The sequence below is a fragment of the Paenibacillus sp. Cedars genome, assembly GCF_003184205.1.
In the GTDB taxonomy this organism is placed as follows: domain Bacteria; phylum Bacillota; class Bacilli; order Paenibacillales; family Paenibacillaceae; genus Paenibacillus_AQ; species Paenibacillus_AQ glucanolyticus.
The window spans coordinates 39,925-65,452 of the sequence record NZ_CP020864.1 but is presented as its reverse complement, the minus strand read 5'-3'; the positions used below and the strand labels follow the sequence as shown (position 1 = coordinate 65,452).

General features: G+C 39.4%; 24 protein-coding genes and 1 riboswitch. Of the genes, 21 read left to right on the top strand and 3 right to left on the bottom strand.

The window, feature by feature from the left end:
• The first annotated feature begins 296 nt into the window (after window positions 1-296).
• Entirely contained in the window at window positions 297-422 is a 126-nt protein-coding gene (locus tag B9D94_RS31835; RefSeq protein ID WP_367613770.1) for an exodeoxyribonuclease X C-terminal domain-containing protein, read from the top strand.
• A 949-nt stretch (window positions 423-1,371) separates the two neighbouring features.
• Here the strand turns inward: B9D94_RS31835 and B9D94_RS00320 are convergent.
• Window positions 1,372-1,980: a hypothetical protein gene (locus tag B9D94_RS00320; RefSeq protein ID WP_119851463.1), complete on the bottom strand. Its 609-nt coding sequence runs from the start codon at window positions 1,978-1,980 to the stop codon at window positions 1,372-1,374.
• Window positions 1,981-2,324: 344 nt separating this feature from the next.
• Between B9D94_RS00320 and B9D94_RS00315 the strand changes: the two genes are divergently transcribed.
• The 7 genes from B9D94_RS00315 (at window position 2,325) to B9D94_RS00285 (ending at window position 7,623) form a co-directional block, all read left to right on the top strand.
• Window positions 2,325-2,660, top strand: a complete 336-nt coding sequence (locus tag B9D94_RS00315) for a metal-sensitive transcriptional regulator (protein ID WP_119851519.1) — start codon at window positions 2,325-2,327, stop codon at window positions 2,658-2,660.
• A gap of 216 nt (window positions 2,661-2,876) precedes the next feature.
• Window positions 2,877-3,077: a copper ion binding protein gene (locus B9D94_RS00310; protein WP_119851520.1), complete on the top strand. Its 201-nt coding sequence runs from the start codon at window positions 2,877-2,879 to the stop codon at window positions 3,075-3,077.
• 33 nt (window positions 3,078-3,110) lie between these two features.
• A complete protein-coding gene (locus B9D94_RS00305) occupies window positions 3,111-5,549 on the top strand; it encodes a heavy metal translocating P-type ATPase (RefSeq protein WP_119851464.1) in 2,439 nt (812 codons plus the stop codon).
• Between the two features lie 123 nt (window positions 5,550-5,672).
• On the top strand, window positions 5,673-5,876 hold the full coding sequence (locus B9D94_RS00300) for a heavy-metal-associated domain-containing protein (RefSeq protein ID WP_119851465.1): 204 nt from the start codon (window positions 5,673-5,675) through the stop codon (window positions 5,874-5,876).
• Window positions 5,877-5,897: 21 nt separating this feature from the next.
• Window positions 5,898-6,137 (top strand): glutaredoxin family protein, encoded by a 240-nt coding sequence (locus B9D94_RS00295; RefSeq protein ID WP_036638501.1) that lies wholly within the window; start codon window positions 5,898-5,900, stop codon window positions 6,135-6,137.
• 132 nt (window positions 6,138-6,269) lie between these two features.
• Window positions 6,270-7,115 (top strand): N-acyl homoserine lactonase family protein, encoded by an 846-nt coding sequence (locus tag B9D94_RS00290; protein WP_162939255.1) that lies wholly within the window; start codon window positions 6,270-6,272, stop codon window positions 7,113-7,115.
• A 40-nt stretch (window positions 7,116-7,155) separates the two neighbouring features.
• Window positions 7,156-7,623, top strand: a complete 468-nt coding sequence (locus tag B9D94_RS00285; RefSeq protein ID WP_162939256.1) for a MarR family winged helix-turn-helix transcriptional regulator — start codon at window positions 7,156-7,158, stop codon at window positions 7,621-7,623.
• Window positions 7,624-7,699: 76 nt separating this feature from the next.
• Here the strand turns inward: B9D94_RS00285 and B9D94_RS00280 are convergent, their stop codons facing one another.
• A complete protein-coding gene (locus tag B9D94_RS00280) occupies window positions 7,700-9,799 on the bottom strand; it encodes a heavy metal translocating P-type ATPase (protein ID WP_244235581.1) in 2,100 nt (699 codons plus the stop codon).
• Window positions 9,800-10,142: 343 nt separating this feature from the next.
• On the opposite strand from B9D94_RS00280, the gene B9D94_RS00275 reads away from it, so the two are divergent.
• The 8 genes from B9D94_RS00275 to lgt all read left to right on the top strand — a co-directional run bounded on the left by B9D94_RS00275 (window position 10,143) and on the right by lgt (window position 17,688).
• On the top strand, window positions 10,143-10,472 hold the full coding sequence (locus B9D94_RS00275) for a four-helix bundle copper-binding protein (protein WP_119851468.1): 330 nt from the start codon (window positions 10,143-10,145) through the stop codon (window positions 10,470-10,472).
• Between the two features lie 360 nt (window positions 10,473-10,832).
• Window positions 10,833-10,965: riboswitch (cyclic di-AMP (ydaO/yuaA leader) on the top strand.
• Between the two features lie 4 nt (window positions 10,966-10,969).
• Window positions 10,970-11,449, top strand: coding sequence for a C40 family peptidase (locus B9D94_RS00270; RefSeq protein WP_036638510.1), 480 nt, complete (start codon window positions 10,970-10,972; stop codon window positions 11,447-11,449).
• 279 nt (window positions 11,450-11,728) lie between these two features.
• A complete protein-coding gene (gene asnB, locus B9D94_RS00265; protein WP_119851469.1) occupies window positions 11,729-13,600 on the top strand; it encodes an asparagine synthase (glutamine-hydrolyzing) in 1,872 nt (623 codons plus the stop codon).
• Between the two features lie 147 nt (window positions 13,601-13,747).
• Entirely contained in the window at window positions 13,748-14,674 is a 927-nt protein-coding gene (locus tag B9D94_RS00260) for a hypothetical protein (RefSeq protein WP_148246120.1), read from the top strand.
• Between the two features lie 70 nt (window positions 14,675-14,744).
• Window positions 14,745-15,176, top strand: a complete 432-nt coding sequence (locus B9D94_RS00255) for a BlaI/MecI/CopY family transcriptional regulator (RefSeq protein WP_119851471.1) — start codon at window positions 14,745-14,747, stop codon at window positions 15,174-15,176.
• A complete protein-coding gene (locus B9D94_RS00250) occupies window positions 15,173-16,030 on the top strand; it encodes a M56 family metallopeptidase (RefSeq protein WP_119851472.1) in 858 nt (285 codons plus the stop codon). The genes B9D94_RS00255 and B9D94_RS00250 overlap by 4 nt, the downstream gene beginning before the upstream one ends.
• 68 nt (window positions 16,031-16,098) lie before the next feature.
• The gene (locus B9D94_RS00245) at window positions 16,099-16,836 is read left to right on the top strand and encodes an urease accessory protein UreH domain-containing protein (protein ID WP_119851473.1); all 738 of its coding nucleotides are present in this window, start codon (window positions 16,099-16,101) and stop codon (window positions 16,834-16,836) included.
• Window positions 16,837-16,878: 42 nt separating this feature from the next.
• Window positions 16,879-17,688, top strand: a complete 810-nt coding sequence (lgt, locus tag B9D94_RS00240; RefSeq protein WP_119851474.1) for a prolipoprotein diacylglyceryl transferase — start codon at window positions 16,879-16,881, stop codon at window positions 17,686-17,688.
• 110 nt (window positions 17,689-17,798) lie between these two features.
• Here lgt and B9D94_RS00235 read toward each other — a convergent pair whose 3' ends face one another.
• Window positions 17,799-18,359 carry a C40 family peptidase gene (locus B9D94_RS00235; protein WP_244235582.1) on the bottom strand — a complete coding sequence of 187 codons (561 nt, stop codon included), beginning with the start codon at window positions 18,357-18,359 and terminating at the stop codon, window positions 17,799-17,801.
• A 1,327-nt stretch (window positions 18,360-19,686) separates the two neighbouring features.
• On the opposite strand from B9D94_RS00235, the gene B9D94_RS00225 reads away from it, so the two are divergent.
• The 5 genes from B9D94_RS00225 to B9D94_RS00205 all read left to right on the top strand — a co-directional run bounded on the left by B9D94_RS00225 (window position 19,687) and on the right by B9D94_RS00205 (window position 25,517).
• Window positions 19,687-21,888 (top strand): spermidine synthase family protein, encoded by a 2,202-nt coding sequence (locus B9D94_RS00225; RefSeq protein ID WP_119851477.1) that lies wholly within the window; start codon window positions 19,687-19,689, stop codon window positions 21,886-21,888.
• A 115-nt stretch (window positions 21,889-22,003) separates the two neighbouring features.
• Window positions 22,004-22,717 carry a cytochrome c biogenesis CcdA family protein gene (locus B9D94_RS00220; protein WP_119851478.1) on the top strand — a complete coding sequence of 238 codons (714 nt, stop codon included), beginning with the start codon at window positions 22,004-22,006 and terminating at the stop codon, window positions 22,715-22,717.
• A 15-nt stretch (window positions 22,718-22,732) separates the two neighbouring features.
• The gene (locus tag B9D94_RS00215) at window positions 22,733-23,245 is read left to right on the top strand and encodes a TlpA family protein disulfide reductase (RefSeq protein ID WP_119851479.1); all 513 of its coding nucleotides are present in this window, start codon (window positions 22,733-22,735) and stop codon (window positions 23,243-23,245) included.
• A gap of 22 nt (window positions 23,246-23,267) precedes the next feature.
• Window positions 23,268-24,113 carry a hypothetical protein gene (locus tag B9D94_RS00210; RefSeq protein ID WP_119851480.1) on the top strand — a complete coding sequence of 282 codons (846 nt, stop codon included), beginning with the start codon at window positions 23,268-23,270 and terminating at the stop codon, window positions 24,111-24,113.
• 216 nt (window positions 24,114-24,329) lie between these two features.
• A complete protein-coding gene (locus tag B9D94_RS00205; protein WP_119851481.1) occupies window positions 24,330-25,517 on the top strand; it encodes a D-alanyl-D-alanine carboxypeptidase family protein in 1,188 nt (395 codons plus the stop codon).
• Window positions 25,518-25,528: the final 11 nt, after the last annotated feature.

Here is a 25,528-nt window from a genome sequence, read left to right as displayed (position 1 = left end):
TAGGCTTATTGCCAAGGGGGATTCGCACTGGAAGAAAAAGAACTACATTTGGCTTAGCTCTATAGGTAGCGGAGATATGATTAATATAAGTGTTTATTAGTCATAACTCCATTTTAAGCCAAAACATTGGAAAAAAGTATGTTGAAGCTTGCAAGGAGAGACGACAGAGAGGAGTTGTTTATCTATATGGTGTAAAGAGCTATAATCCGATGGAGAATCCACGAACCACTTTGATGTCGGAGACTTTTTAAAGGTTTAATTAACATGTACGAACAAGTGAGGTATTACAAATAGAAATGACAATGACATTTGGCAAATACAAAGGAGAGACTATTGAAGAAGTGTTCTTGATGAATCCAAGTTATTATTCTTGGATAAAAGAGACTGGTATGTCAAATAAGCTGGAGTTTCAGGAGTTATAGTAACAATTCCTTATCAATACCCAGAACGATTTGAATGGGAAATTGATATGCGTAGCGGGTATCAATGCTGGAAAAGTAAGCAAATGATGAATATATTTTTGTTGTTTAATCCGAAGGTCGAGAATGAATTGAGACACGGATATCCATTCATAAGCGATCTTGCTTATAGTAAACCCATTTCATTAATCCCTTTTGCAAATGAATACGGGTTCAACTTGAAGAACGTTACAGTAAGATGACCAAGTCAAAGTATGTTATACACATTTGTCCACATGGTAAAGTTTATCAGGGGGAAAATTACGTTGTTGAGGGTAAAGAGCAAGAAACCGTACTAATGAAAAGCATACAGATAGTTTTTGAAAATGGAGCGAAAGAAGAGCGATGAACGCCCTAAACTATCTGGTAGATCTGTAGATTGATATCCTCATAGGATAAAGTTCTTGTTATCGGTGTAGAGAAGGCATCACTTAGCAAATGTTCTTGGTCCTTTACAACAGGGTTTTGGAAAGTTAGCTGAATCAGCTGCTCCGCCAGAAAAGTCGTTTCAAGAGCGGGACTTGTCGCCGTTTATCAAAGTTATGGAACAGCGAGAAGTCGTAACGCATGTGCTAGTAACACAATTAAAGGCAGATGTCGCACGTTACAAAGAGGCTTTTGAATCATCCGAAACCGAATTGGATCAGCAGCGTGAAGAAAATAAAAGGCTGCGACTCATGAATGGATGAGTGGGACGAGCTTATGGCTGCAGCCGAGGAAGCAAAAGCAATAATATCCGGATTCTCGTTTCGGGATGAAATATTCTATCTTTTGGGAATTTCTTTTTGGTATTCATATTTATAAGTCCACTTAATGAAGCGCGAATAAGAAATTAATCCCTTGGTGTACGAGGGACTATCATGGGCAGATGCACTCGCTCCTTAGTACTAATAGCTAAACCGACTTGTAATCGTTAACGATTCTGGTTTTCTCCTGTCATATGGTGTTGATGGTCACCATTTAAAGGTTGAGGGTGGTCGGAAACATTATCTTTGGATGAAATTGGTGTTTGATAGATAACCAAAAAACAAATTACGATAACACCAAAAAACAGACTTGGTTTAGTTAAAACCGACGCTTTAAAGTGGGAACTCGATGAATCAATTTCACCACGGAGCATAAGGAAAATGAGAAAGATGATGGAATAGCATAGTATTGAGATCATTTTGATGGCCTGCTCAATATAAGTTAATGGGATCATCACCATTAGCATTGCTCCCATCATACCTCCCATAATTCCTGCTAACAAACCCTCCATTATAGCCATTAAACCGCTAGATATTCCGGCGATAGCACCTACGAAAGCGCCGATAAACATTGAAATCATAGTTGCCATGAAAAAGTTCTCTGGGAACCAATTCGCTACAATAGTTCCTACTCCTAATCCAATGGACATCCCTAGTGACATAGCTGCCATCATACTAGCCATACGCGAAATTCGATCTCGATGGATAATGATGAATGTAACAATCCACACCATAAGAAATACATTTATCCCAAGAACAATCCAAGAACCAATCATACGTTTCCCCCTAAAAGCTCCTGATTTAGAACAGGAACAGATTTTGAAAGTAAATGTGAACACTGACAATATATATTGTGAATGAAATATACCATGCCCCCTTACCCTTTATTTTTATGAATATGGCTTGGATTAATTTTTATGTGTAGAAAATGGTGTGAAGGTTCTACTTGACAATATAGGGTGGGGGGCTATATATTCGAAGTGTAAGGTAATACTGTATTATGATAATTTTCATGTAGGCCAACAATCTAGTGTCAAGTTCTATATAGTTAACACCGTTTATTTTTTTATAGGGTGGGAGAGTATATTAAACTGAAGGAGGAGATTAAATGAGCATAAACATGGAACTGGTTGATCAATCAAAAATACCATCTAGTCACTGTTCAACTGACGATTGTGGGCGAAAGAGTCATCACTCAGATAAAGTGAAAAACAGCATAGTTTCTCGGTTGAACCGGATCGAGGGACAAGTAAGAGGCATTAAAGGTTTAATTGATAAAGACACTTATTGTGACGATGTATTAAATCAGATTGCCTCGGTCCAATCAGCTCTAAACGGTGTCGGGAAGCTTTTGCTCGAGCATCACATGAGAAGTTGTGTTATCGATCGAATACAAGAAGGCGATACAGAAGTATTAACCGAGTTGTTAACGACCATGAACAAATTAATGAAATAACAATTCTTAGAAGCAGCAGCGATGCTGCTTTTTTTATAATCATTAATTGGCTTGGAAAAATAAAATTAAAAAGATGTTGACTGAATATAGGGTACGGGGGTATACTAAAAACAAGAAATGACATTTACATTTAATGTTAAAACACGATGAAACATGTAGTAATAAAAAGATAATTTAAACTTTAAAAACAACCAATGAGGGGATGTAATGATGAAAATGAAAAACTTGACATTAGAAGTAGAAGGTATGAGCTGCCAACATTGCGTCAATACGATTGAAGGGGCACTCAAAGAAATTGGTGTAAAGGGAAAAGTTGATCTCAAAAACAATACGGTGGATGTGTCGTTCGACGAAAGTCATGTCACGATTGTACAAATCAAAGAAACCATTGAAGAACAGGGATACGACGTAAAATAAATCCAATGTGTAAAGTGAAGGTGGGAACCATTTATGGAAGCAACAGCAACGAACCAAAAAAAACAATCAACTTTGCAAATCACTGGGATGACTTGTGCGGCGTGTGCCAATCGAATTGAGAAGGGATTAAATAAATTGGAGGGTGTAGATACGGCTAACGTAAATTTCGCTCTTGAAAAAGCTAGTATATCGTATGATCCAACAAGAATTGATACTGACATTCTGGAAGAGACAATTAAGAAATTGGGCTACGGTACGGCTAAGGAAGTTGCTCAATTTAAACTCGAAGGTATGACCTGTGCAGCATGTGCGAATCGAATCGAGAAAAGCTTAAGCAAGCTGCCAGGCGTGACGAATGCTACGGTCAACTTTGCAATGGAAACAGCACGGGTAGAATACTCACCTGGAGAAGTATCCATCACCGAGATGCAAAACAAGGTTAAACAAATTGGATATAAAGCAATCTCGAAAGAGGATCATGAGAACACAGGTGATCGTCGTGAAAAAGAATTGCGTCAGCAAAAACAGAAACTACTCATCTCAGCCTTACTTTCATTACCACTTTTATGGACGATGGTTGCTCATTTTTCTTTCACTTCATGGATTTATACACCGGAGATTTTCATGAATCCATGGTTTCAACTGATCTTGGCAACCCCAGTTCAATTCTATATCGGTAAACCTTTTTATGTAGGTGCTTATAAAGCACTACGTAATCGCAGCGCAAATATGGACGTATTGATATCGCTCGGGACTTCAGCTGCTTATTTTTACAGTTTGTACCTTACGATTGATTGGTTCATAAGCGGCGCGGGTATGCACCATGGACCATCACTGTATTTCGAAACAAGTGCAGTTCTGATCACATTGGTTATCACAGGGAAATTATTTGAATCACTTGCAAAAGGCAGAACCTCTGAAGCCATTAAATCATTGATGGGACTGCAAGCCAAGACGGCATTAGTTGTTCGTGACGGTCAAGAGCTTTCAATTCCGGTAGATGAGGTAATTGTAGGGGACGTAGTGCTTGTACGTCCTGGTGATAAGGTGCCGGTGGATGGTCAGGTACTGGAAGGTCTATCGTCTGTTGATGAATCCATGCTAACGGGTGAGAGTCTCCCAGTTGAGAAAAGAGAAGGCGACACGGTCATCGGAGCAACGATTAACAAAAATGGCATCTTGCGAATCAAAGCGACAAAAGTCGGTAAGGAAACAGCACTTGCACAGATCATCAAAGTTGTAGAAGAAGCACAGGGCTCGAAAGCTCCGATTCAACGGGTGGCGGATGTGATCTCAGGAATTTTTGTCCCAATTGTTGTTGGTATAGCAGTTGTGGCCTTCTTGATTTGGTACTTCCTCGTGACCCCGGGCGATTTTGCAGAAGCATTAGAAAAAGCCATTGCAATTCTTGTCATTGCTTGCCCATGTGCACTCGGTTTAGCTACGCCAACTTCGATTATGGCTGGTTCCGGACGCGCTGCAGAACTAGGCATTTTGTTTAAAGGTGGTGAGCATCTGGAACAAACCCATAAGATCGATGCCATCATACTTGACAAGACAGGTACGGTTACCAAAGGTAAGCCAGAGCTCACGGATGTTTTATCCGAAGGAGATGAGACAACATTTTTACGGTTGGTCGGTGCAGCAGAGAAAAATTCTGAGCACCCTCTGGCAGAAGCAATTGTCACAGGAATACTGGATCAAAATATTGAGTTGCCTGGTACAGACTCTTTTGAAGCCATCCCGGGATTTGGAATCAAGGCCGTCGTAGAAGGTCATCAACTTCTTATCGGTACTCGCAGGTTGATGGACAAATATGAGGTGGACGCTAAGCATGCATATGATACGATGGCTCGCCTGGAGGAAGCCGGAAAAACAGCCATGCTTGTTGCGATCAATAACCAATATGCAGGTATGGTTGCTGTAGCGGATACGATTAAAGAAACATCAAAAGCAGCTGTTCACCGTTTGAAAGAAATGGGTATCCAAGTCATTATGATCACGGGTGACAACGAGCGGACGGCAAATGCTATTGCAGCGCAGGTCGGTATTGATCATGTTCGAGCAGAAGTTCTGCCAGAAGGAAAAGCAGAAGAAGTGAAGAAATTGCAAGCCCAAGGCAAGACAGTAGCTATGGTAGGTGATGGAATCAATGATGCGCCTGCTTTGGCGACAGCTGACATCGGGATGGCAATTGGAACGGGTACGGATGTAGCGATGGAAGCTGCAGATGTAACACTCATGCGGGGAGATCTCTCCAGCATTCCGGATGCAATCTATATGAGTCGCAAAACGATGAGTAATATTAAACAAAACTTATTCTGGGCTCTTGGTTACAACACACTTGGAATTCCAATCGCAGCGATCGGTTTATTGGCACCTTGGGTGGCAGGAGCTGCAATGGCACTGAGTTCCGTATCCGTTGTTCTCAACGCGCTCCGGCTGCAACGTGTAAAAGTGCGTAATCAATAATAAATACCTTTTTTTAATGGCGGTTGTCATGGGAGAAAGAGTGAGGATTGCGATAAGAATAGGGGAATTACAACTGCAAAAACTCGAATAGTAAAAACGTGAACGTGAAAGGAGGTGAAAACAATGCAAGAAGTGAAAATGAAAGTTGATGGAATGACATGTCGTTCCTGTGTCAAATCTATAGAAGGCTCCCTTGAGCAGATCGGTGTTGAAGGCAAAGTCGATTTTGATGAAGGTACTGTCCACGTTCAATATGATGAGTCGAAATTACAGTTGAACGATATTCAGGAAGTTATCCGGAGTAGGGGCTATGAAGTTACGAATTAAGGAAAACAAGGAGTGAGAACGATGACGGAACCGATCAAAGTCTATACGATACCGACATGTAGCGACTGCAATTATGCGAAGCGATACTTCACTGAACAAAATGTGCCTTATACAGAATACAATTGTGCAGAGAATGCAAAGTATGCCGAGGAAGTTAAAGACTTAACGGGGAAACAAATCGTTCCAACGATTGTCATAGATAATAAGGTCTTTATCGGGTTTGCGGAAAATTTAAAGGAAATAAGTGAAATCATAAAATAATCGTCCATAAAGCCGGTCACTAGACCGGCTTTATTTTTATATGTTTATCACATGTATTGATTTTAAATGACACGTCACCTATCATATGAAAGGTGACGTGTCATTTAATTTAAAAAGAGAGGATGTATAATATTGGAGACCCCAACATTTCGAGTACATCGAATACAAACCGGAGCAGTTCGTGTTCACCCTCAGCAGGTGGAAGGAAGCAAATTCAATCGCTCGATTTGGATTCTTACATCCAGGAAGTGGACTGAATGGCTTCCCATTAATACATATTTAATAGAACACCCGAAAGGTCTGGTGCTCTTTGATACCGGGGAAGATCCGTCAGTTAATGAACCGGATTTTTACCCATGGTGGGCTCCTCAATATCGGAAGATGTGTCAATTTAAAATTCGTGAATCAGAATCGGTAACTGAGGGGATCCTGCGCCTCGGATTTTCTCCTGATGATGTCAGATATGTGATACTAAGCCACTTGCATTCAGATCATGTTGGAGGGATTGCTCGATTAACTAAATCGGAGTTTGTCATTAGTGAGCGTGAATGGGCAGATGGTCAACGTTTTGGAGCAACGTTCATGCATGGATATCAAAAACATAGATTTTATAATCCTGATTATAAATATCAAATTATTCATCATGAAAAGATGAATCAAGCAGGTGCATTTATAAATGGATATGACTTGATCGGGGATGGTTCCCTTGTGATTGTTCCGACCCCAGGGCATACATTTGGTCATCAATCGTTGTTGGTAAATGGAAGACAGCCGGTTTGCTTAGCCGGGGATGCAATCTACACACAATCACAATTTAAGCGAGAGGTAGCAGATGGTGTTGCAGATGATAAAAAGGCAGCTGTAACAACAATGAACCAACTTAGGGAGTGGTCAAAAAGAAATGGTGGTGCACCTATACTATCAACCCATGATCCGGACGCTGGAGTTTTGCTTTCGAGGCGTAATGGTATGATATAATTTCTACATATCAAGTATGCTACGGAGAATGGTGATTAACTTGGAACAAAATATAGAACTTGCTGAACAATTACGTTTTCTGATTCTTGCTGCCGAAAGACAGGGTGGACGTATGTTACAGTCTGCATTGAGTAAAGAAAGTATTACCGGATCACAGGCGGAGGTGTTACGGGTTCTTGAAGAGAGAGGACCACTCTCATTGAAGGAGCTCGGCTTTCTGTTAATATGTGAAGGTGGCAGTCCATCAAGGCTCGTTAACAAACTTGTTCAGGATGGTTACATTATTCGTGATACGGACCCTAAAGATTCCAGAGCGGTTATATTACGTTTATCCGATAAAGGTGTGGAAAAATCAAGAAGAGTAACATTGATAGAACAGGAACTATACACGATGATATCTCGAAAAATCGATAACGATAAGTTAGAATCGATCAACCAGTTCCTTTGCGAACTGTTGTCAGAAGAACCTATTGCCGGCAGCCTGCAGGCTAGGGGTTTCATGAAATAATGTGATGCCTCGCTTTATGCCCAAAGAAAAAAAGAGGCTCGTTTGAGCCTCTTGCAGTAATTGTTTCACACATGGGTCATGCCCTAAGAAGTTTGGCGTTAATTGCTACGACAATAGTACTGAGAGACATCAGTATGGCTCCTATCGCAGGGTTTAGGACAATTCCAGCACCGTATAATATACCGGCGGCAAGTGGAATGGCAATAATATTATAACCACTGGCCCACCAAAGATTTTGAATCATTTTATTGTAAGCTTTCCTGGATAAGTCGAGAATCGAAACGACATCATTAGGATCACTTCTTACAAGAACAATATCTGCTGTTTCAATTGCGACATCCGTTCCCGCGCCAATAGCAATGCCGAGATCTGCTTTTGCTAAGGCTGGAGCATCATTCACCCCATCCCCCGTCATGGCAACCATATAACCCTCTTTTTGAATCTCCGTAATTTTATCAGCCTTTTGATGGGGGAGGACTTCTGCATATATCTCATCTAAATGTAAGCTTTCGCCGACCCATTGGGCAACTTTTCTGTTATCCCCTGTCAACATCATTGATTTAATTTCTAACGACTTTAAGTTTTCTACAGCGTTCTTTGCACTATCCCGGACTTTATCTGCAAGGCCAATTAGACCGGCATATTGGTTATCTACAACGGCAAAGACAACCGTTTTTCCTTGTGATGCCAGCTTATTATACTCCGCAATAGGATAATCTATTTTTTGATCCTCCATAAAGCCAGGGCTAACAACCAAAACATCCTTACCGTTAACTTTCCCCTTAAGACCTTTCCCTGTCAGTGCTTCAAATGACTCTGGTTCTGGTATTTTTATTTCACGGTTTTTCACTTCTTCCACTACACCTTTAGAGATAGGATGTTCGGATTGAGCTTCTAGGGAACCAACGAGGGTTAAAATTTCCGTCTCTGTATATCCCGATGCCGGTAAAATATCGGTTATTCCAAATTTACCTTGAGTTAGTGTTCCTGTTTTATCAAATACGACAGCGTTCAATTTTCGAGCTTCTTCAAAGGCAGTACGGTTACGTATCAATAAGCCTTTTTTCGCTGCTATCGAGGTAGTGGTTGATACAACAAGAGGTACGGCCAAACCCAAAGCGTGTGGACAGGCAATAATCATCACAGTCACCATGCGCTCTATTGCGAAGTTAAAGCCGTAACCTAATGAAAGCCATACGATTAGGGTTATTAAACCTGCACCTAAAGCTACATAAAATAACCATTTTGCCGCGCGATCGGATAAGTTTTGAGTTTTAGATTTAGATTCTTGAGCTTCTTTAACGAGTGAAATAACTTGAGATAAGTAACCCTTTTCACCACTATTGGTAACCGTTACGGTTAATGCTCCTTCACCGTTAACAGCACCTCCAATGAGTTTATCTCCAGGATTCTTGATGACCGGGACGGACTCCCCTGTAAGCATGGATTCATCGAGTGATGATTGTCCTTTCACAATGATTCCATCTACAGGGATTCGCTCTCCAGGTTTAATTAATATTGTTTGCTCTGGGCTTAACTCTGACACGCTTACCTCTTTGATATCTCCATTTTCCGTAATAAGATGTGCTTCAGAAGGGATTAGTTTGACCAATTCCTCTAGGGCATTAGATGCACCTAAAATAGACTTCATTTCTAGCCAGTGACCCAGCAGCATAATAACAATAAGGGTTGCCAGTTCCCAAAAGAAATCTACATCCGTCAATCCTATGACAATTAATGAACTGTATACGTAAGCAACAACGATAGCAAGTGATATTAACGTCATCATGCCCGGGCTCTTTTGTTTTAGTTCTCGATATGCACCAACTAAAAAAGGCTTACCTCCATAAAAGAAGACAAAAGTGGAGAGTAGAAACAGTAAAACGGTGTCATATGGAAACCGCCAATGTACCCCAATGAACATCTGAATCATTGGCGAGAGAGCCATGATTGGAATCGTAATAATTAAACAAATATAAAAGCGTTTTTTAAAGTCATCTACATGATGACCGGCATGTTTATCCCCGCCGTTATGTTGGTGCCCGGTACTATGATGTGATCCAGAATGGTCATGGTAGTCGTGTTTCATCCCTTGATGATGATGCTCACTATCGTGTTTGTGTATATGATTGTTCGTGAATTGATGTTTCACGCTCTTTTTGGAGTTTTTATACATTGAATTCACCTCTTCATAAGATTATTTAGTCTAATGCCGTAATAAGAAAAGATTGTTAGGACTACATTACGTAGTATTGTTACCCATTAATACTAATTTAAACCTAAAATAGTAAAGTAATCACGGATTCAAAGCTCAGTCTTCATGTACAATCATCATTTTCAAATTTGTTCAGTTTCCTCACAAAATCTACATAACTTCGGGTTATATAATAGTCAACCTAACAATAGGTTACAAATCGTATGAAAAGCGAGGTGATTACATTATTTGATTTTTTGAATCAAATAAAAAGTGTTGTGCATCCTAAATTCTTGAATCGTAAATTCGAAAGGAGATATTGACTATGTCACATGAACAATACCAAAAGTGTATCGAGGAATGCATACGTTGTATGATGGCATGTAATCATTGTTACAACGCTTGTCTTGATGAAGAGAATATAGCTATGATGACAAAATGTATTCGTTTAGATCGACAATGCGCTGATATTTGTGCTTTTGCTGCGCATGCAATGTCAACGAACAGTGTTTATGCGCGTGAGATCTGTAGTATCTGTGCCGATGTTTGTGAAGAATGTGGCACAGAATGTAAAATGCATGATGTAAAACACTGTCAAGAATGTGCAGAAGCTTGCTTTAGATGTGCAGAGGCTTGTAGAGCAATGGCAGCGTAGAACAGACTCAATAATCAATAAACCCTCCTTGTGAGAAAGGAGGGTTTATTGATTATAAGTTACAACTAAAATTATATATGACTTGGAGATAGCTGTTAGAGCAGATCAACGTCTGCTTGAACAGTTTTTTCTGCTATACTGAAAATGAAGTGGTTACAATAATGTATTTAATAACTAACTTAGAAGAAGTCTGTGTTCATATAAGAATAATACAATAAGAGCGAAACTTCTCCTTATAATTGTACTTTATGGGGTGAATTTGAACGAAACTCGACTGTTTATAAAAAAAATGATGGATTTAGAGGATGGGATTGACAACATATACGAAAATGTACTACATTATGTAGGGTTACAAAAAATTAATTTTTAATGCCGAGTTTCATTTTGAAAACGGGGGAACCATTCCGGGTGAATTATTCTTGATTGAAAAGGAATAAAGGGAGCCTTCTACCGAACCCTTAGCTAACTCCGTAGGCATCCGAAGGGAGAGCATGTGTTTGAAGAAATTCATGATTTCATTAATAGGGTCTGCTGTCATATTATCAGCTGGTGCGACTAATGCGTTTGCTGATGATCAATCCAAATTACGTACAGAAGTAAGTCAAGTCGTAGGTACACCTTACAAGTGGGGAGGAACTTCTGTATCGAGTGGATTTGATTGTTCTGGTTTTATCTTGTATATCTTTGATAAGTTTAATTTGGAGCTGCCACGGACATCAAATGCTCAGGCAAAAACGGGTACCCCAGTTGCAAAGAAAAATCTCAAGCCTGGGGATTTGGTATTCTTTAATACAAGTGGTGCTGGTATATCTCATGCAGGGATTTATATCGGTAATGGGCAATTTGCTCATTCTTCCAGTAGCAAGGGGGTAAGGATTAGTAATTTATCGGAATCATACTATAAGGATCGATACGTTACAGCAAGACGTACAATCTCGAAACAAAGTTATACAAAAATGGTTAGTGGATTGCACTAGTACTAATTTGTAATTAGACAAGCCCTGGTAAAAACCATGGGTTTGTTTTTTTGTATCCCATATTAAGGTGAATTAAATCTTGTTAAGAAATTAATTTAACAAATTTCATTAATCTGCAATAGAAATACCATAAAATGAAAAATTGACTAGTTAAATTAAATAAACTACAATTCGTAGTGTATAATATTATTGATTTCTTGATGTTTTTAAACAAGGATCAATTTTTTTGTTAAAACACTACAATGTGTAGTTAAAAATCCGGAAGGGAAGACTTTTTCTATGTGTGGGATTACAGGGCTTTTGATGTTTGAAAACAATTCTCTGCCAACGACGGCAGCAATAAGAAAAATGACCGATGCAATCAAACATCGTGGTCCCGATCAAACGGGCATTAGGTTGGTAGATCGGATTGCTTTAGGATTTACCCGTTTGTCGATCCTTGATTTGGAACACGGCAGTCAGCCTATTTCCAACGAAGATCAGAGCCTTTGGCTAGTTTTTAACGGTGAGGTTTATAATTATCAAACATTAAAAAGAGAACTTGAAGAGCTTGGTCATACGTTTAAAACGAACACAGATTCTGAAGTCATCATCCATTTATATGAGGAGTATCAGGAGCATTGTTTAGAAAAATTGCGTGGGATGTTTGGATTTGCAATATGGGATCGGAGGAAAAAACAATTATTTGCTGCTCGTGATCATTTCGGAATAAAACCATTCTATTACTATACGGATAACACTCAATTTGCCTTTGGCTCCGAAATTAAAAGTATCCTTTCTTTGGATGGTCTGAAACCCGCCGTTAACTCAAAAAGTCTGTTCCATTATCTAACATTACAGTATGTGCCCCAACCAGATACAATGTTTGCTGGAATAAAAAAGCTAGAGCCAGGTCACTATATGATTGTCGATCAATGGGGAAATATAAAAAAACAAGCATATTGGGAAGCTAAGTTCGAACCGGAACATCGGCCAATTGAAACATTCATTGAAGAGATCCGGTATAAACTTAATGAATCTGTGAATCTTCATACCCAGAGTGATGTGCCGATAGGGAGTTTTTTATCTGGTGGAATAGACTCAACATCGATTGCCAGTTATCTTAGCAAGAGAGGGCCTATAAAAACCTTCTCAGTAGGATTTGAAGGCGAGCATAATGAAAATATATACGCTAAAAAGACGGCAACTGAACTGGGTATAGATCATTTTGATGAAGTGATATCGGTTGATCGTTTTTTTGAGGATACAATCAAGGCTGTGTGGCATATGGATGAACCCATAGCAGATCCGTCTGCAATTGCGATCTATCGACTTTCCCAAGTGGCAAGGGAGCATATTACTGTCGCATTATCGGGTGAAGGTGCAGACGAGCTGTTTGGAGGATATCGTATCTATAGAGAGCCCTCCTCACTTAAGCCATTATCGTGGATTCCTACAAACCTAAAAAAGAACATCAAGCAATTTATAGACCAAATTCCCTTCAATTTTTATGGCAAAAACTATATGAAAAGAGGCTTAACTCCTTTAGAAGAACGATTTTTGGGGAATGCTAAGATCTTTAACGAACAAGAAAAAAGACTTGTCTTATCTTCAATGGTAAATGTGAAAGCGAATTGGGAGCCTACAACCGCACTGACCAGTAAAATATATGAGATTTCGAAAGACCTTGATGATATTAGCAGAATGCAATTAATCGATCTAAACTTCTGGTTACCTGGCGATATTCTAATGAAGGCTGATAAAATGAGCATGGCACATTCCTTAGAGGTTCGTGTGCCATTTCTAGACAAAGAAGTGTTTGAAATAGCTCGAAAAATACCATCATCATACCGTGTAACAAATAAAACAACGAAATATGTACTTCGTAAAGCGATGGAAGACATTGTGCCTAATCATGTACTGAATCGTCCCAAGCTAGGTTTTCCAGTACCTTTAAAGAAATGGCTTATGGGATCTATCGGAGATATCATGATCGAACAAATCATTATAAGTGGTATTGAAGAATGGATTCAAATAGATCATGTTGTTGGTCTATTAAAGGAACACCGTAATGGGAGAGTCGACAACTCAAGAAAAATATGGACCATTTATATTTTTGCCTTGTGGCACTCGGTCTTTATACATGAAAATTCAGTTAGACTCGTGATATAAATTAGTATAAATGAGGGGTGGACCTCACATTTTTTACCTTTCTAAATTGATGGGTTCTTGGCTTATATGGTCTGAGAGAACGAGGGCTCACAAAATCTACACATTTACCAACTATAATAGGAGTTATTCTATACTCAAGTTAGGAGAATGATGATGACGGATAAGAAATCAAAGAAAAAAAGGAAGGGAATATCGTTAGGTATCGGATCATTATTTTCTGTGGTTATGATTGTCTTGATTGGTTTTGCTATTTGGGGAAATGTGAAAAAATCGAATGATACCACGCTTGATACACTGAATGCTGACTCTAACACTCATCCACATGTATTTAGCTACTCGCCTAGTAATGATACGGTCTGGGTAGGGACACATACAGGTGTTTATGAGCTGAAAGACGATATATTTCAAAGAACACTCCCAGAACTCCGTACGAATGATATCATGGGGCTTGAAATTGATCCGTTTGATCCTACAAGGATATTTGTATCAGGACATGGATTTGTCAAACGTTCCGTTGATGGTGGGGAAACTTGGCAGACAATTGAAAACGGACTCCCTAATGAAGCAAAACCCGATGAGCCCGATGCCCATTATTTAACGATGGACCCGGATGATCCGAATCATTTATTTACATTGTTAGCAGGTGAGGGTGATAACCTGTATGAAACGAGGGATGGTGGGAATACGTGGACGAATGTAACAAGTTTACCTGCCGGTGCATATTCTATTACAATGATGACTGGATCGCCATCATCCATTTTGGCTGCAACGGAAACGGGGCTTGTACGGTATGATATACAAAATGGAACCGTTCAAGAAAACAAACTGACCAATGATCCGGTTTATCAAGTCATAACTTTGCCTAACAAAGAAATAGTTACTATGACGGAAAGCGGATTCCAAAAATCAATGGATTTGAAAACATGGACGGCGATGGGCATAGAATTGAATGGGGAAATGCCACTTGGTATTAAAGCATCTAAGCAAGACATCAACCGTCTCGTTGTTATAACCGATCGTTATTCCGTTTATGAAAGTAGTAACGGCGGCGAGAAATGGACTAAAACGAAATAAGTAATTCGCCTTCTACAATTGACAGTGCTTCTAATTGTAACTACAATTTGTAGTTACAGAGGTGAGGAAATTGAAAATTAAAAAGTTTAACATGCATGAACAAGGTTTGAATCAATTTTTTGGTCCGCTGGAAGCGAAAATCATGGAAATTCTGTGGGCATCCAAAAAAACAACGATTCGTGATGTACAAACCATTGTAAGTGAAGAAGAACCACTTTCATTCAATACGGTAATGACGGTTATGAATCGATTGATTGAGAAGGGGCTGCTAAAAAAAACCTCCAAGGGGAGCGGTAGGGCAAGATTAACGTTCTTTGAACCTATACAAACCAAAGAGCAATTCTTATCAGAACAAACTAAAGAGGTTACACAAGGACTAATCCGTGAATTTGGAGATTTAGTTGTTGGTCATATGATCGATGCATTGGATGAAGCAGACCCTAAATTGATCTCTAAGCTACAAGATAAACTGAACCAAATGAATCACGGGAGTTCATCATGAAATCGGCTGTAAAAACAAATCTGATTTTTTTAATCATGTTACTCACGGGCTCATTTGTGCTGATCCAAATGGGTTGGTATGTTGCGCATCAAGTGCTAGGTGTACCACTCAATTGGAATATAATACAATACTGCTTAACCGCTATACAGGAAGACACATTGGGGCATGACATCATAAAAGTTTTATTTAATCTTGTCATTTTGTATACAGTGGTGCGACTAGTTGGCAGATCAGGTAGACAATTATTCTTGACTTGGAAATGGATGCGGACGTTTAGAAATAATACGGATCACCAGCAAACGGTATACCTAAACAAGGTATACCAGGATTGGAATACAGAAATTATGGTTGTAAGAGATGACGCATTTGTTGCTCTGGCAATGGGGATTTGGCAACCACGTATCGTTATTTCTACTGGGCTTATGAACATGTTCAACGAAGAGGAAATCAGGGCAATATTACTCCATGAATGGTATCACTGCAGGGGACGCGATCCGCTTCAAATGTTCTTGGTCGTTTTACTGACAGAGAGCATGGGGTATATTCCATTATTAAAAACATTGAGCAATCAGTTTGCAACTAGGAAGGAACTTCTTGCGGATCGCTTTGCTCTAAGACATATGAAATCTGAATATCACTTAGGGAATGTATTATTGAAGTTGTCCACTTTGGTAAATAATCGGCATATAACCGTAGCTGTGCCCTTTGCTAATACAGCGATTAATTACCGAATATTACAAGTGCTTCAGCCGGATCAACCGCTTCATATTCCTTTTTCCTACGGCAAATCTCTTTTGTTAACCATTATTATTTTTGGTATCATGATTGGTTTGATATCGGGCGGATGTTCATAAGCCCTTTTTTTTATCTTAAACACTACCATATGTAGTCTTATGAGTAAGAGCGGAGGTGATGTAAAGACGTGTATGAAATTTTTAACTGGATAACCAACGTCGTTGCTGGTCCATTAACTGAGGTAGCTTACTCTTCGAATATAGCACTTCTTTCTGTTATGTTTTTGGGGTTTGTCGGTTCAGTGGCACCGTGTCAAATTTCAGCAAACATAGGCGCCATGATGTATTTTAGTAATCGCCAAGTTCAGCGAAGATTATCATGGATCGATATCACTATGTATTTGCTCGGGAAAATTTCGGTATTTAGCATATTGGGTGCTCTATTTTGGCTATTTGGCCAAAGCTTATCCCAAGATATGATTCCATTTTTCGTATTCGCACGTAAAATGTTAGGTCCACTGCTGATTATCATGGGCCTGTTTTTTTTAGGATTGTTTAAATTACCAGGTAATTTCGGTTTTCAATTATCTTCCTATTTAAAAGATCTATCTAGACGAATCGGTGGGAAATGGGGGGCGTTTATACTAGGAGCTTCCTTTTCCTTCGGATTTTGTCCGACGATGGTTTGGCTGTTTTTCGGCTTAGTTATGCCGTTGGTATTTCAATCTTCTTATGGATTCATTCTACCTCCAATATTTGCTCTAGGAACAGCGATGCCGTTTCTATTGTTTGTGGGATTAAGCGTCGTCCTGGGGATCGATACAGCTATGATAAAAAGGTCGCGGGAATGGGGGAAATGGATGCAGAGAGTAGTCGGTGTATTATTTCTAATATTAGGATTCGCCGATACGATAACTTATTGGTAATCAGTTGCTGTTATATACTTGAGATGAGGGGAAAATGATGAAATGAAAGTTATACTCTTTTCCATTGGCGGAATTGAAATTCGTTCTTATGGCGTAATTGTAGCTCTTGCAATTTTACTTGCCATTGGAGTTGCTTATTACCTTTCGAGAGGGAGCGAATACCAGAAACATATACCCAATTTAATGACTTATGTGATTTTTGGCGCAATTATAATGGCCAGAGTTTGGCATGTTTTCTTTTTTCAGTGGAACTATTACTCATCACATCTTAATGAGATATTTGCCATTTGGAATGGGGGAATATCGATTCAAGGAGCATTAGTGGGTGGTTTTATAGTAGCAGCTATCTATACTAGGATACATCGCATTTCATTTTGGGAACTGGCGGACGTACTGGCACCTGCAATTATTTTAGGACAAGCTATTGGCAGAGTTGCTTGCTTTCTTAATGGTGATGCTTTTGGTTCTCCGACTGGTTCAAACTTTGGGATTGTTTATCCTCCAGGAACAATGGCATTCGATGTTTATGGTTCGCAGCCGCTTTGGCCGGCGGAGGTATGGGAAGGTCAGTGGGATTTAATTGTATTTGCCGTTTTACTCATATTAAGAACGAGAACTTTACCTAGAGGGGTAATGTTCCTCTCTTACAACATTCTTTATGCAGTTGGCAGATTTATGTTAGAATTTCTGCGTGGGGATTCCCCTCGCTACGTACTAAATTGGACCGCGGGTCAATGGACTAGCGTTATCGTTATCCTCGTAAGTAGTGGTCTGATTCTGTATTTCTTATTTCAGAATAAACAAAATCAGCAAAATCAGCAGATTGCTGCAAGCAAAGTAAATGTACCTTAGACCATTTCTTTTATGTGGTGTTATCTCAATGAAGGCTCTAGAAATTGGTATAGCTAAATGGACCCAGTATTCACTGGGTCCATTGTTAATTAAACTACATCTTGTAGTGTTTATCTTAAAAAACTTCCGCCAAAGAGAAATCTCTTTTCCCAATGTGTGTTCTCAATTGAATCGATTCGGACACCACCGGATGTTTTCGAATAGGTATGCAAAATCTTTCCATTCCCGAGATATATTCCATTATGCGTAATACGTGCCTTATTTTTGTCAATACCTCTATAGCTCGAGTCTTTATTCCCCTTATAAGACATGAAGAACATGATATCCCCAGGTTTTAATCCTCTCCAATCCTTTGTTACAGTTCCATTTTGTTTGATATAGGCCCCTTGCGTTCTTGAATTTGCTGGGATTAATACACCGGATCCCTCCCAATAAGCTTGCCGAACAAAATCAGAACAATCAAAGGTATTTGTATTCGAGCGGCTAGAACCAAATTCATAAGGGGTGCCTAAATATTTCATACCACTATTTATGACGTTTTGTCGGACTGAAGAAGAGTTGTCCTGCTGATATAAGGTCTTTTGTTGAGGAGCAGCCAATACTTGTCCTTGACCTGGGGCAACTGAAAATGATAGAGCAGTCAACAACCCCAATGCGATAAGTTTTTTCAAAATAATCCCTCCTGATCGTGATGATTAATGTCTTGCATCTCAAATCTATCACAACAGATGAAGGAGCATTGGATGGAATATTTACCATCCCTACATATTCAAATGAATAGGCAAACACCTACTACACCGGACAAAAGTCATATGCATAAGCTGTATGAACAAAATATTAGGAGGCTCTAATGTTGAATCAGACGAGGAAACATCACACTACCATGATGTTTCCTCGTGTACACAAAATCGTACAAGAATGTGGGGCGATGTGTGAACATATGGCTTCTCATTTTCTTTGTATGCCTGACGCACGCTCTAGAATCCACCAAATCCAATTACTCCGTGATTGTGCTACGATTTGTGAAACACTCTCTTGTTACATTGCTCGCCGTAGTGTTTTTGCAAAAGCAGCCGCTAATCTGTGTGCATATATTTGCGAAGTCTGCGGCAATGAGTGTGCGAAGTTTGCTGATCGAGAATCTCAAATGTGCAGTCGAATGTGCTTGAAATGCGCTCAAGAATGCCGTACCTTCGCTGCATAAAAAAGATCAATAGGAGCTAAGATGGACTTATTTAGCATTGGAAGGTTACTGAAGTTCAGCAGGAAGTTGGCAAAGGCAGAGAGGCGCCTGGCAAAGGCTCAGAGAAGGATAGCGAGAGTAGAGAGGCGGAGATCAAAAGCAGAGCGACGGAAAGCAAGAGCAGTAAGAAGAATTGCTAAACGAATACGGAAGGGGCTGCTTTAAGATCTAATATATATTTAAAAACATATGTTATAAATCAATAAAACCATATAACTCCTACTGATGTATTCCATCTGTAGGAGTTTGTGATTTTCTATCTTCTACTCAGTTTTATTATCTACATTCGGATCGGGTTAGTTTGATAATATGAATATCTATATTTCATCTCCGTTACGATGCCGGACGATGCGTGATGTTGGAATGGTTTGCATTTCGATTGAGGATACAGTGCCCAGGTATTCCTGAAGATGAACTTCCTTGTTGATTTGAGCGATTCTATCGTGTTGAAAAATCCAGATCAATGGAACATGGTAGGTGTCTGGATTCGGGCTCGCAATTGCCAAAAGGCAAAATTCAAGTATTCAGTGAATATGGAAAGGGGACAACATTTGAAGTATATATACAGAAATTCGAATCTTAGAAATAAAAAATGCAATTATTCATTAGGTGCCATTTATCGCTGACTGCGACAATGGCACTTTTTATTTATAATATGCTAAATGATAAATGGATTATGGCGGGTTTGGAATAAGAATGATGAGAGCAGACTGAATTACATAAGTTATACACGATAAATTAGGAAGGGGATTTTCATGGTGATCAGGGATACTCAGAGGGATGCGATTCTAACATTCGCAGCTGCTTTCTCTTTCATTGTCTACGAAGTTTTTCTTTCTCGATTTTTTGCAGTTATCTCGGATAATAACTACGTATTTTTAACCATATCATTAGCTACGCTAGGTATTGGACTTGGTGGATTCATGGCCTATAAAACTGCCGGGCGTGTTTACCAATTTCGCAATGTATGGCTCGGCTTGTTTGCACTTTTTCTAATCGTATCCGTCTTTGTCATGTATGTCTTTCCGTACCAAGGGATATGGTTTTATTCGCCAGTCGCTCTGCTCCCTTTCTTTACTGGAGGTGCTTTACTCGCTGCCATTATGCAACAACATAAACAACAAATTCGCCTCATTTATTGTGCTGATTTGGCTGGCGCAGGGATAGGAGCCGTTTCATCCATCGTGTTATTGAGTATTTTCGATCCCATCACAACGATATCACTGTTAGCTGCCATATTGTTTGGAATAAGCGTTAGTATTGACTTTAATCGTTCGCGAACACAGCTGAAATTCGTATATCTCCTGATTTTTACGCTCCTGCTTGTCAACACGGCCTTACCATTCTCGCAATACATTCCTTTTTTGGCGTTTGAAACAAGCCCATCAAATGTGTTCCAAGGAAACGCGAAATCAAAAGTTATATATACGGAATGGAATTCATTCTCTCGTACTGATGTATACGATGATGCAAACGGGGAGCTGTTATATATAACTATTGATGGGGGTGCTGTTTCTCCCATATCAAAATATACGGGGGACTTAAACGAGGTAGACTATTTACGATCAACAACCAGTTTTCTTGCTTTTGAAGATATCTTAGATAAAAAACGGGCACTTATTATTGGAGCAGGCGGTGGCCAAGAGGTATTAGCCGCCCAACTTGCAGGCTTTAAGGAAATAGAAGCGGTTGATATCAATCCTGGGAGCTTTCGAGCTGTGCAGACAGTTGCTTCATTCTCGGGCGATGTATTTAATCAACTGGGGGTAAAAGCAATCGTTTCTGATGGAAGAAATTATATACGTCAAACACAAAATCGGTATGACTTGATCTATTTGTCCCTTGTAAAAAAAGAATCGGAGAACGGCTTAGGCCTTGCTTTGACTGAAAATTATATCTTTACAGAAGAAGCCATCCGAGAATATCTAAACAAGTTGAAGCCGGGGGGGAGGCTTGCATTTTTACTCCATGATGAGTCAGAGCTCATGAAGGTAATGAATGCAACCGAGAAATCACTACGATTTGAAGGAATTCATCATAATCAATTACAGAATCATCTGGCAGTGATTGGCACATATCAGCATCTTGGTCATGTCGTTTGGGGATTCAATGGGAGTCGTATTACCAGGCCGTTGGTGATTGTAACGAAAGCCCCCTTTACTTTAGAGTCCGCACAACGTCTTAAAGTGGGAGCTGAAAAGAAACAACAGATACCTGTTCACATCCCAAAGATATATGATCGCTATGCTGATTTATATCGTACTTTTTCGATTTCACAAAACCAATTACTTTCTAATCGCGACGACATGCCCTACTTTTACAATAAGGCAAATGGGGTTCCAGTCCAACTCGTCATTCTAACGATAGGTACGATATTGATTACTTTAATACTAGCTGTAAGAGCAAAGTACACATTGGGACGTACTGCATACTTTTCTGGGTTGGGCATCGGATTTATTGTGATTGAAACAACACTTATACAGAGGTTAATCCTACCGTTAGGACATCCAACGTTATCATTTGTATTGGTGCTTGGTGTATTGTTAGTTTCTGGTGGTGTTGGCAGCCTGTTTTTTGGTAAATGGTTTTCTTTCGACAAAAATAGATACACACCTTTGTTGTGGATTTTTGTTTTAACATTGATTGTGAATGGAGTTATATCATGGTATAACGAACAATCATTTTCTTTATCATTAACCTATCGGGTTATAGCAACGGGGCTAATACTCATCCCATTAGGTTTATTTATGGGTATGCCGTTTCCGTTTGGTTTGACGAAGATTCCTGAGCGGAAGATAGCATTAAGTTGGGCAATTAATGGTCTGATGACCGTCACGGGTTCGCTTCTTGCCACCATGATCTCTTTAACCCTAGGCTTTACTGCTGCTATGACGATAGGAGCTTTGATATACGGTTTGTTATATATTTTGCAACCGAAATTAAATTTAAGTAAGTAATATAAAAAATTCCGTTATTAATTTTTCATTGGAATTGACATCGTCTATTCTTTGATACTACAATACGTAGTGTGAGGTTAATCACTACTTACTGTAGTTTAAGGAGAAAAGTAGCATGTTCAACGCTGATTTAACGGTCTGGATTGTTTTTGCAGCAGGATTTCTGTCATTTATCTCACCATGCTGCCTTCCGCTGTACCCTTCGTATATATCTTATATAACAGGGGTATCCGTGAAAGATTTACAGGAAGGTAGAGGGGCTTTTCGAAAAAGAACATTCTTTCATACTGTTTTTTTTATTTTAGGGTTTTCTATTATATTTTTCGCTCTAGGTCTGTCTGCTAGTTTCATAGGAAATCTGTTTACTGGTAATCAAGATTTAATTCGCAAAATAGGCGGTGTGATGATTGTTGTGATGGGTTTGATGATGGTGGGGTTATTTAAACCTTCAATCCTCATGAAAGATTTGCGATTTGAATGGAATAAAAGGCCTGTCGGTTATCTGGGTTCCGTATTAGTAGGGGTTACATATGCGGCAGGGTGGACACCCTGTGTTGGCCCTATACTCACAGCGGTGTTAGCTTTAGGTTTTACCAATCCCTCTGAAGCCTTGATATATACCTTTTCTTACACTTTAGGCTTCGCTATTCCGTTTTTTATCATGGCCTTCTTCCTAGGGCGAACGAAATGGATCCTAAAACATTCTAATCGACTCATGAAAGTCGGAGGAGCATTAATGGTGTTGACAGGTGTCTTGCTCTATACGGATCAAATGACAAAAATCACTATTTTTTTCATTGAATTATACGGTGGATTTACTGGTTTTTAAGGGGGCGAGTTTGTAGTGAAAAAACAATGGTGGATACTCTCGACAATTATTGTTCTCGCTATCATCGCTATTATACAATCGACGTCTGTAAGCACAGAAGAACTACCCAAGACGGGTTATCAAGCCCCGAACTTTTCACTACAAGCACTTGATGGACAGACTTATTCTCTCCAAAGTTTGAACGGCAAACCTGTCGTAATTAATTTCTGGGCTTCGTGGTGCGGTCCATGCAAAATTGAGGCACCTGAACTGGTACGGCTCTACGATAAATATAAAGCTCGTATAGAAATCTATGCGGTGAATGTAACAGCTAGTGATTCAATTGAAGGGGCTAAAGCTTTTGCTCAAGATTATGGTTTTCAGTTTCCCGTTCTGATTGATGAAAAAGGTGAAGTAGCTCAAAAATATGCGATTCGCCCCATACCAACTACGTTATTTGTCAATAGTGAAGGCATTATTATCGAACAGGTCATTGGTTTGGTGGATCCACAAACCATGGAATCCAAGTTTCGGCGGTTGTTACCTTAGGGCTTAATAGGGGGATGATATTTTGCAGTTTGGCCCGTTTGTAATCAGGATAGATTGGTTGATAATGGCAGTGTCTGGATTCGCTGGATTTATAGCCATGCAATGGTTGTGTAAACGATACGGTAATCGAGATCAGCCAATATTAGACCCAATTGCCAATGCTTTGTTATGGATATTGATCATATGGAAATTTAGCCCGCTGGTTAGTACACCATCATTGTTGAGTAACCATCCGCTTCTTTGGTTGACGATGCCCGGAACCATGATGGGATGGTGGGTCGGTTTGATAGTTGGTTCGATTTATTTATACCGTGCCTGGTATCGTCTTGAAGTTTCTTGGTGGTTAATTGGCGACTTGTTCACCTTTGGAGGGGGGGTTACGTATGTAACGTACAGTATGCTTGCTTGGCAATACGGAAGTCAGACAACTCTTCCATGGGGAATTTCAATTCATAATCCTGAATTCCATTACCACCCAATCAATGTATACCGGTTAATCATTCTTTTACCGATGCTAGTCTGGATCTGGAAAAACGCTGGGCTTATTGGAAGCGGAAAGTGGCTAACAACTGCGTTAAAATTTCCCGTGATGGGTCTGATGATCGTGTCATTATTTGATTCAAAATCCAAATGGCTCATTCCGTTATCCTTCGAACAAATGGTGTATCTCATCTTAATGTTGTTAGGAATTGGATTATCATTACGTAATGCTAGAAGAGATCAGACAAATTTATTGAATGAAACGATTATAGAGGAGGGACAAGATGAAGCATCAGGGATATTACAATCTCATTCAAGAAATCTTGATATTGACCCGATCAGACCTAAAGATTCGAGGAAAGAAAAAAGGTCATTTTTATCAGATTAGACAAGATGCAATTGCATTCATTCATACCGATTGGTTTGAATCATTGTGTTATTCAGTGAATTTGGAGCCTGATGCGGTGCGGGTATCATTTCTTGATGATACCATTCAACACTCAAGAAAATATAGGGCATCTAACCATTAGTAGAAAAGAAACCATCCATAAGCTACACATATTCTTTTAGAATATTATTGCCTTCAGAAAAGGATACGGCATCTATGAAAAAATTCTACAAGGTTTTTCTATTCCTATTCACTTTGCAGTTCAGTCTTCAGAATCTGACATTTGCAATGGAAGATAAGGATCATTTTTCACTCAATAGCGAGGCAGCTATATTGATTGACGGAACAACAGGTTCTATTTTGTTTAATAAAGAAAGTGATCGTTTGATGTATCCAGCGAGTATCACAAAAATTGTAACAGGAATTATTGCGATTGAAGAAGGGAATTTAGACGACATTGTAACCGTCAGCAAAGCGGCTAGATTTATCGATGGTACTAGAGTTTATTTACTTGAGGGTGAACGGGTCTCTCTGTTAAAGCTGGTACAAGGGCTTCTTATTAATTCAGGTAATGATGCGGCTACAGCGATTGCGGAGTACTTTGATGAAAGTGAAGCCCAGTTTGCTGAACGAATGAATGAATTTGTAAGTGAAACAATTGGGGTTAAAAAAACGACCTTTCAGAACCCGCACGGGCTATTTGATCAAAAGCACCAAACAACCGCTTATGATATGGCAATGATTACACAATATGCCATGAAAAATCCTTTGTTTCGATCCATAGTAAGTACAAAGGAAATGGAATGGGTTGGAGAAGGTTGGGAAACGACTCTCTATAATCATAACAAACTTCTTTGGCGTTATGAGGGAACGACGGGTGTGAAAAATGGTTTTGTAGATCAATCCGGCTATACATTGGTTGCTTCTGCAAAGAGAGGAAGCTCAGAATGGATCGCTGTAACGTTGAAATCGGATTCATCAGAACTAGCTTATAGCGATATGGTGAATTTATTTGATTATGGATTCGAACATTATGAAACCTACTCGATCTCGGTAGATGCAACATCATTCCAGAGTTATAAAGATCGATTTGTAATCCCTAAGACATTGGTGTTTACAGGCACAAAAGACATCGATTTTAAAGTTGAGATCGATCAATCTGACGGTCAGATCGTTGTTGTAGATTCAGCTGGGCAAATTGTATATGAGGAAAAATTGGTACCTATCGTTCAAAGCCTTAAAAAAACAACAAGTACCGATCAAGTTATAAAAACAGAAAGTGAGTCCTATTATCGTCCATCAATATTTAAAAGCATCATCTTGGCAGTAACCACGTTGTTTACGTTACTGCTTATTAGAAAACAATGGATAAAGAAAAAGCGACGTTATTTGAGTAATGATTGAAAAATCGAATG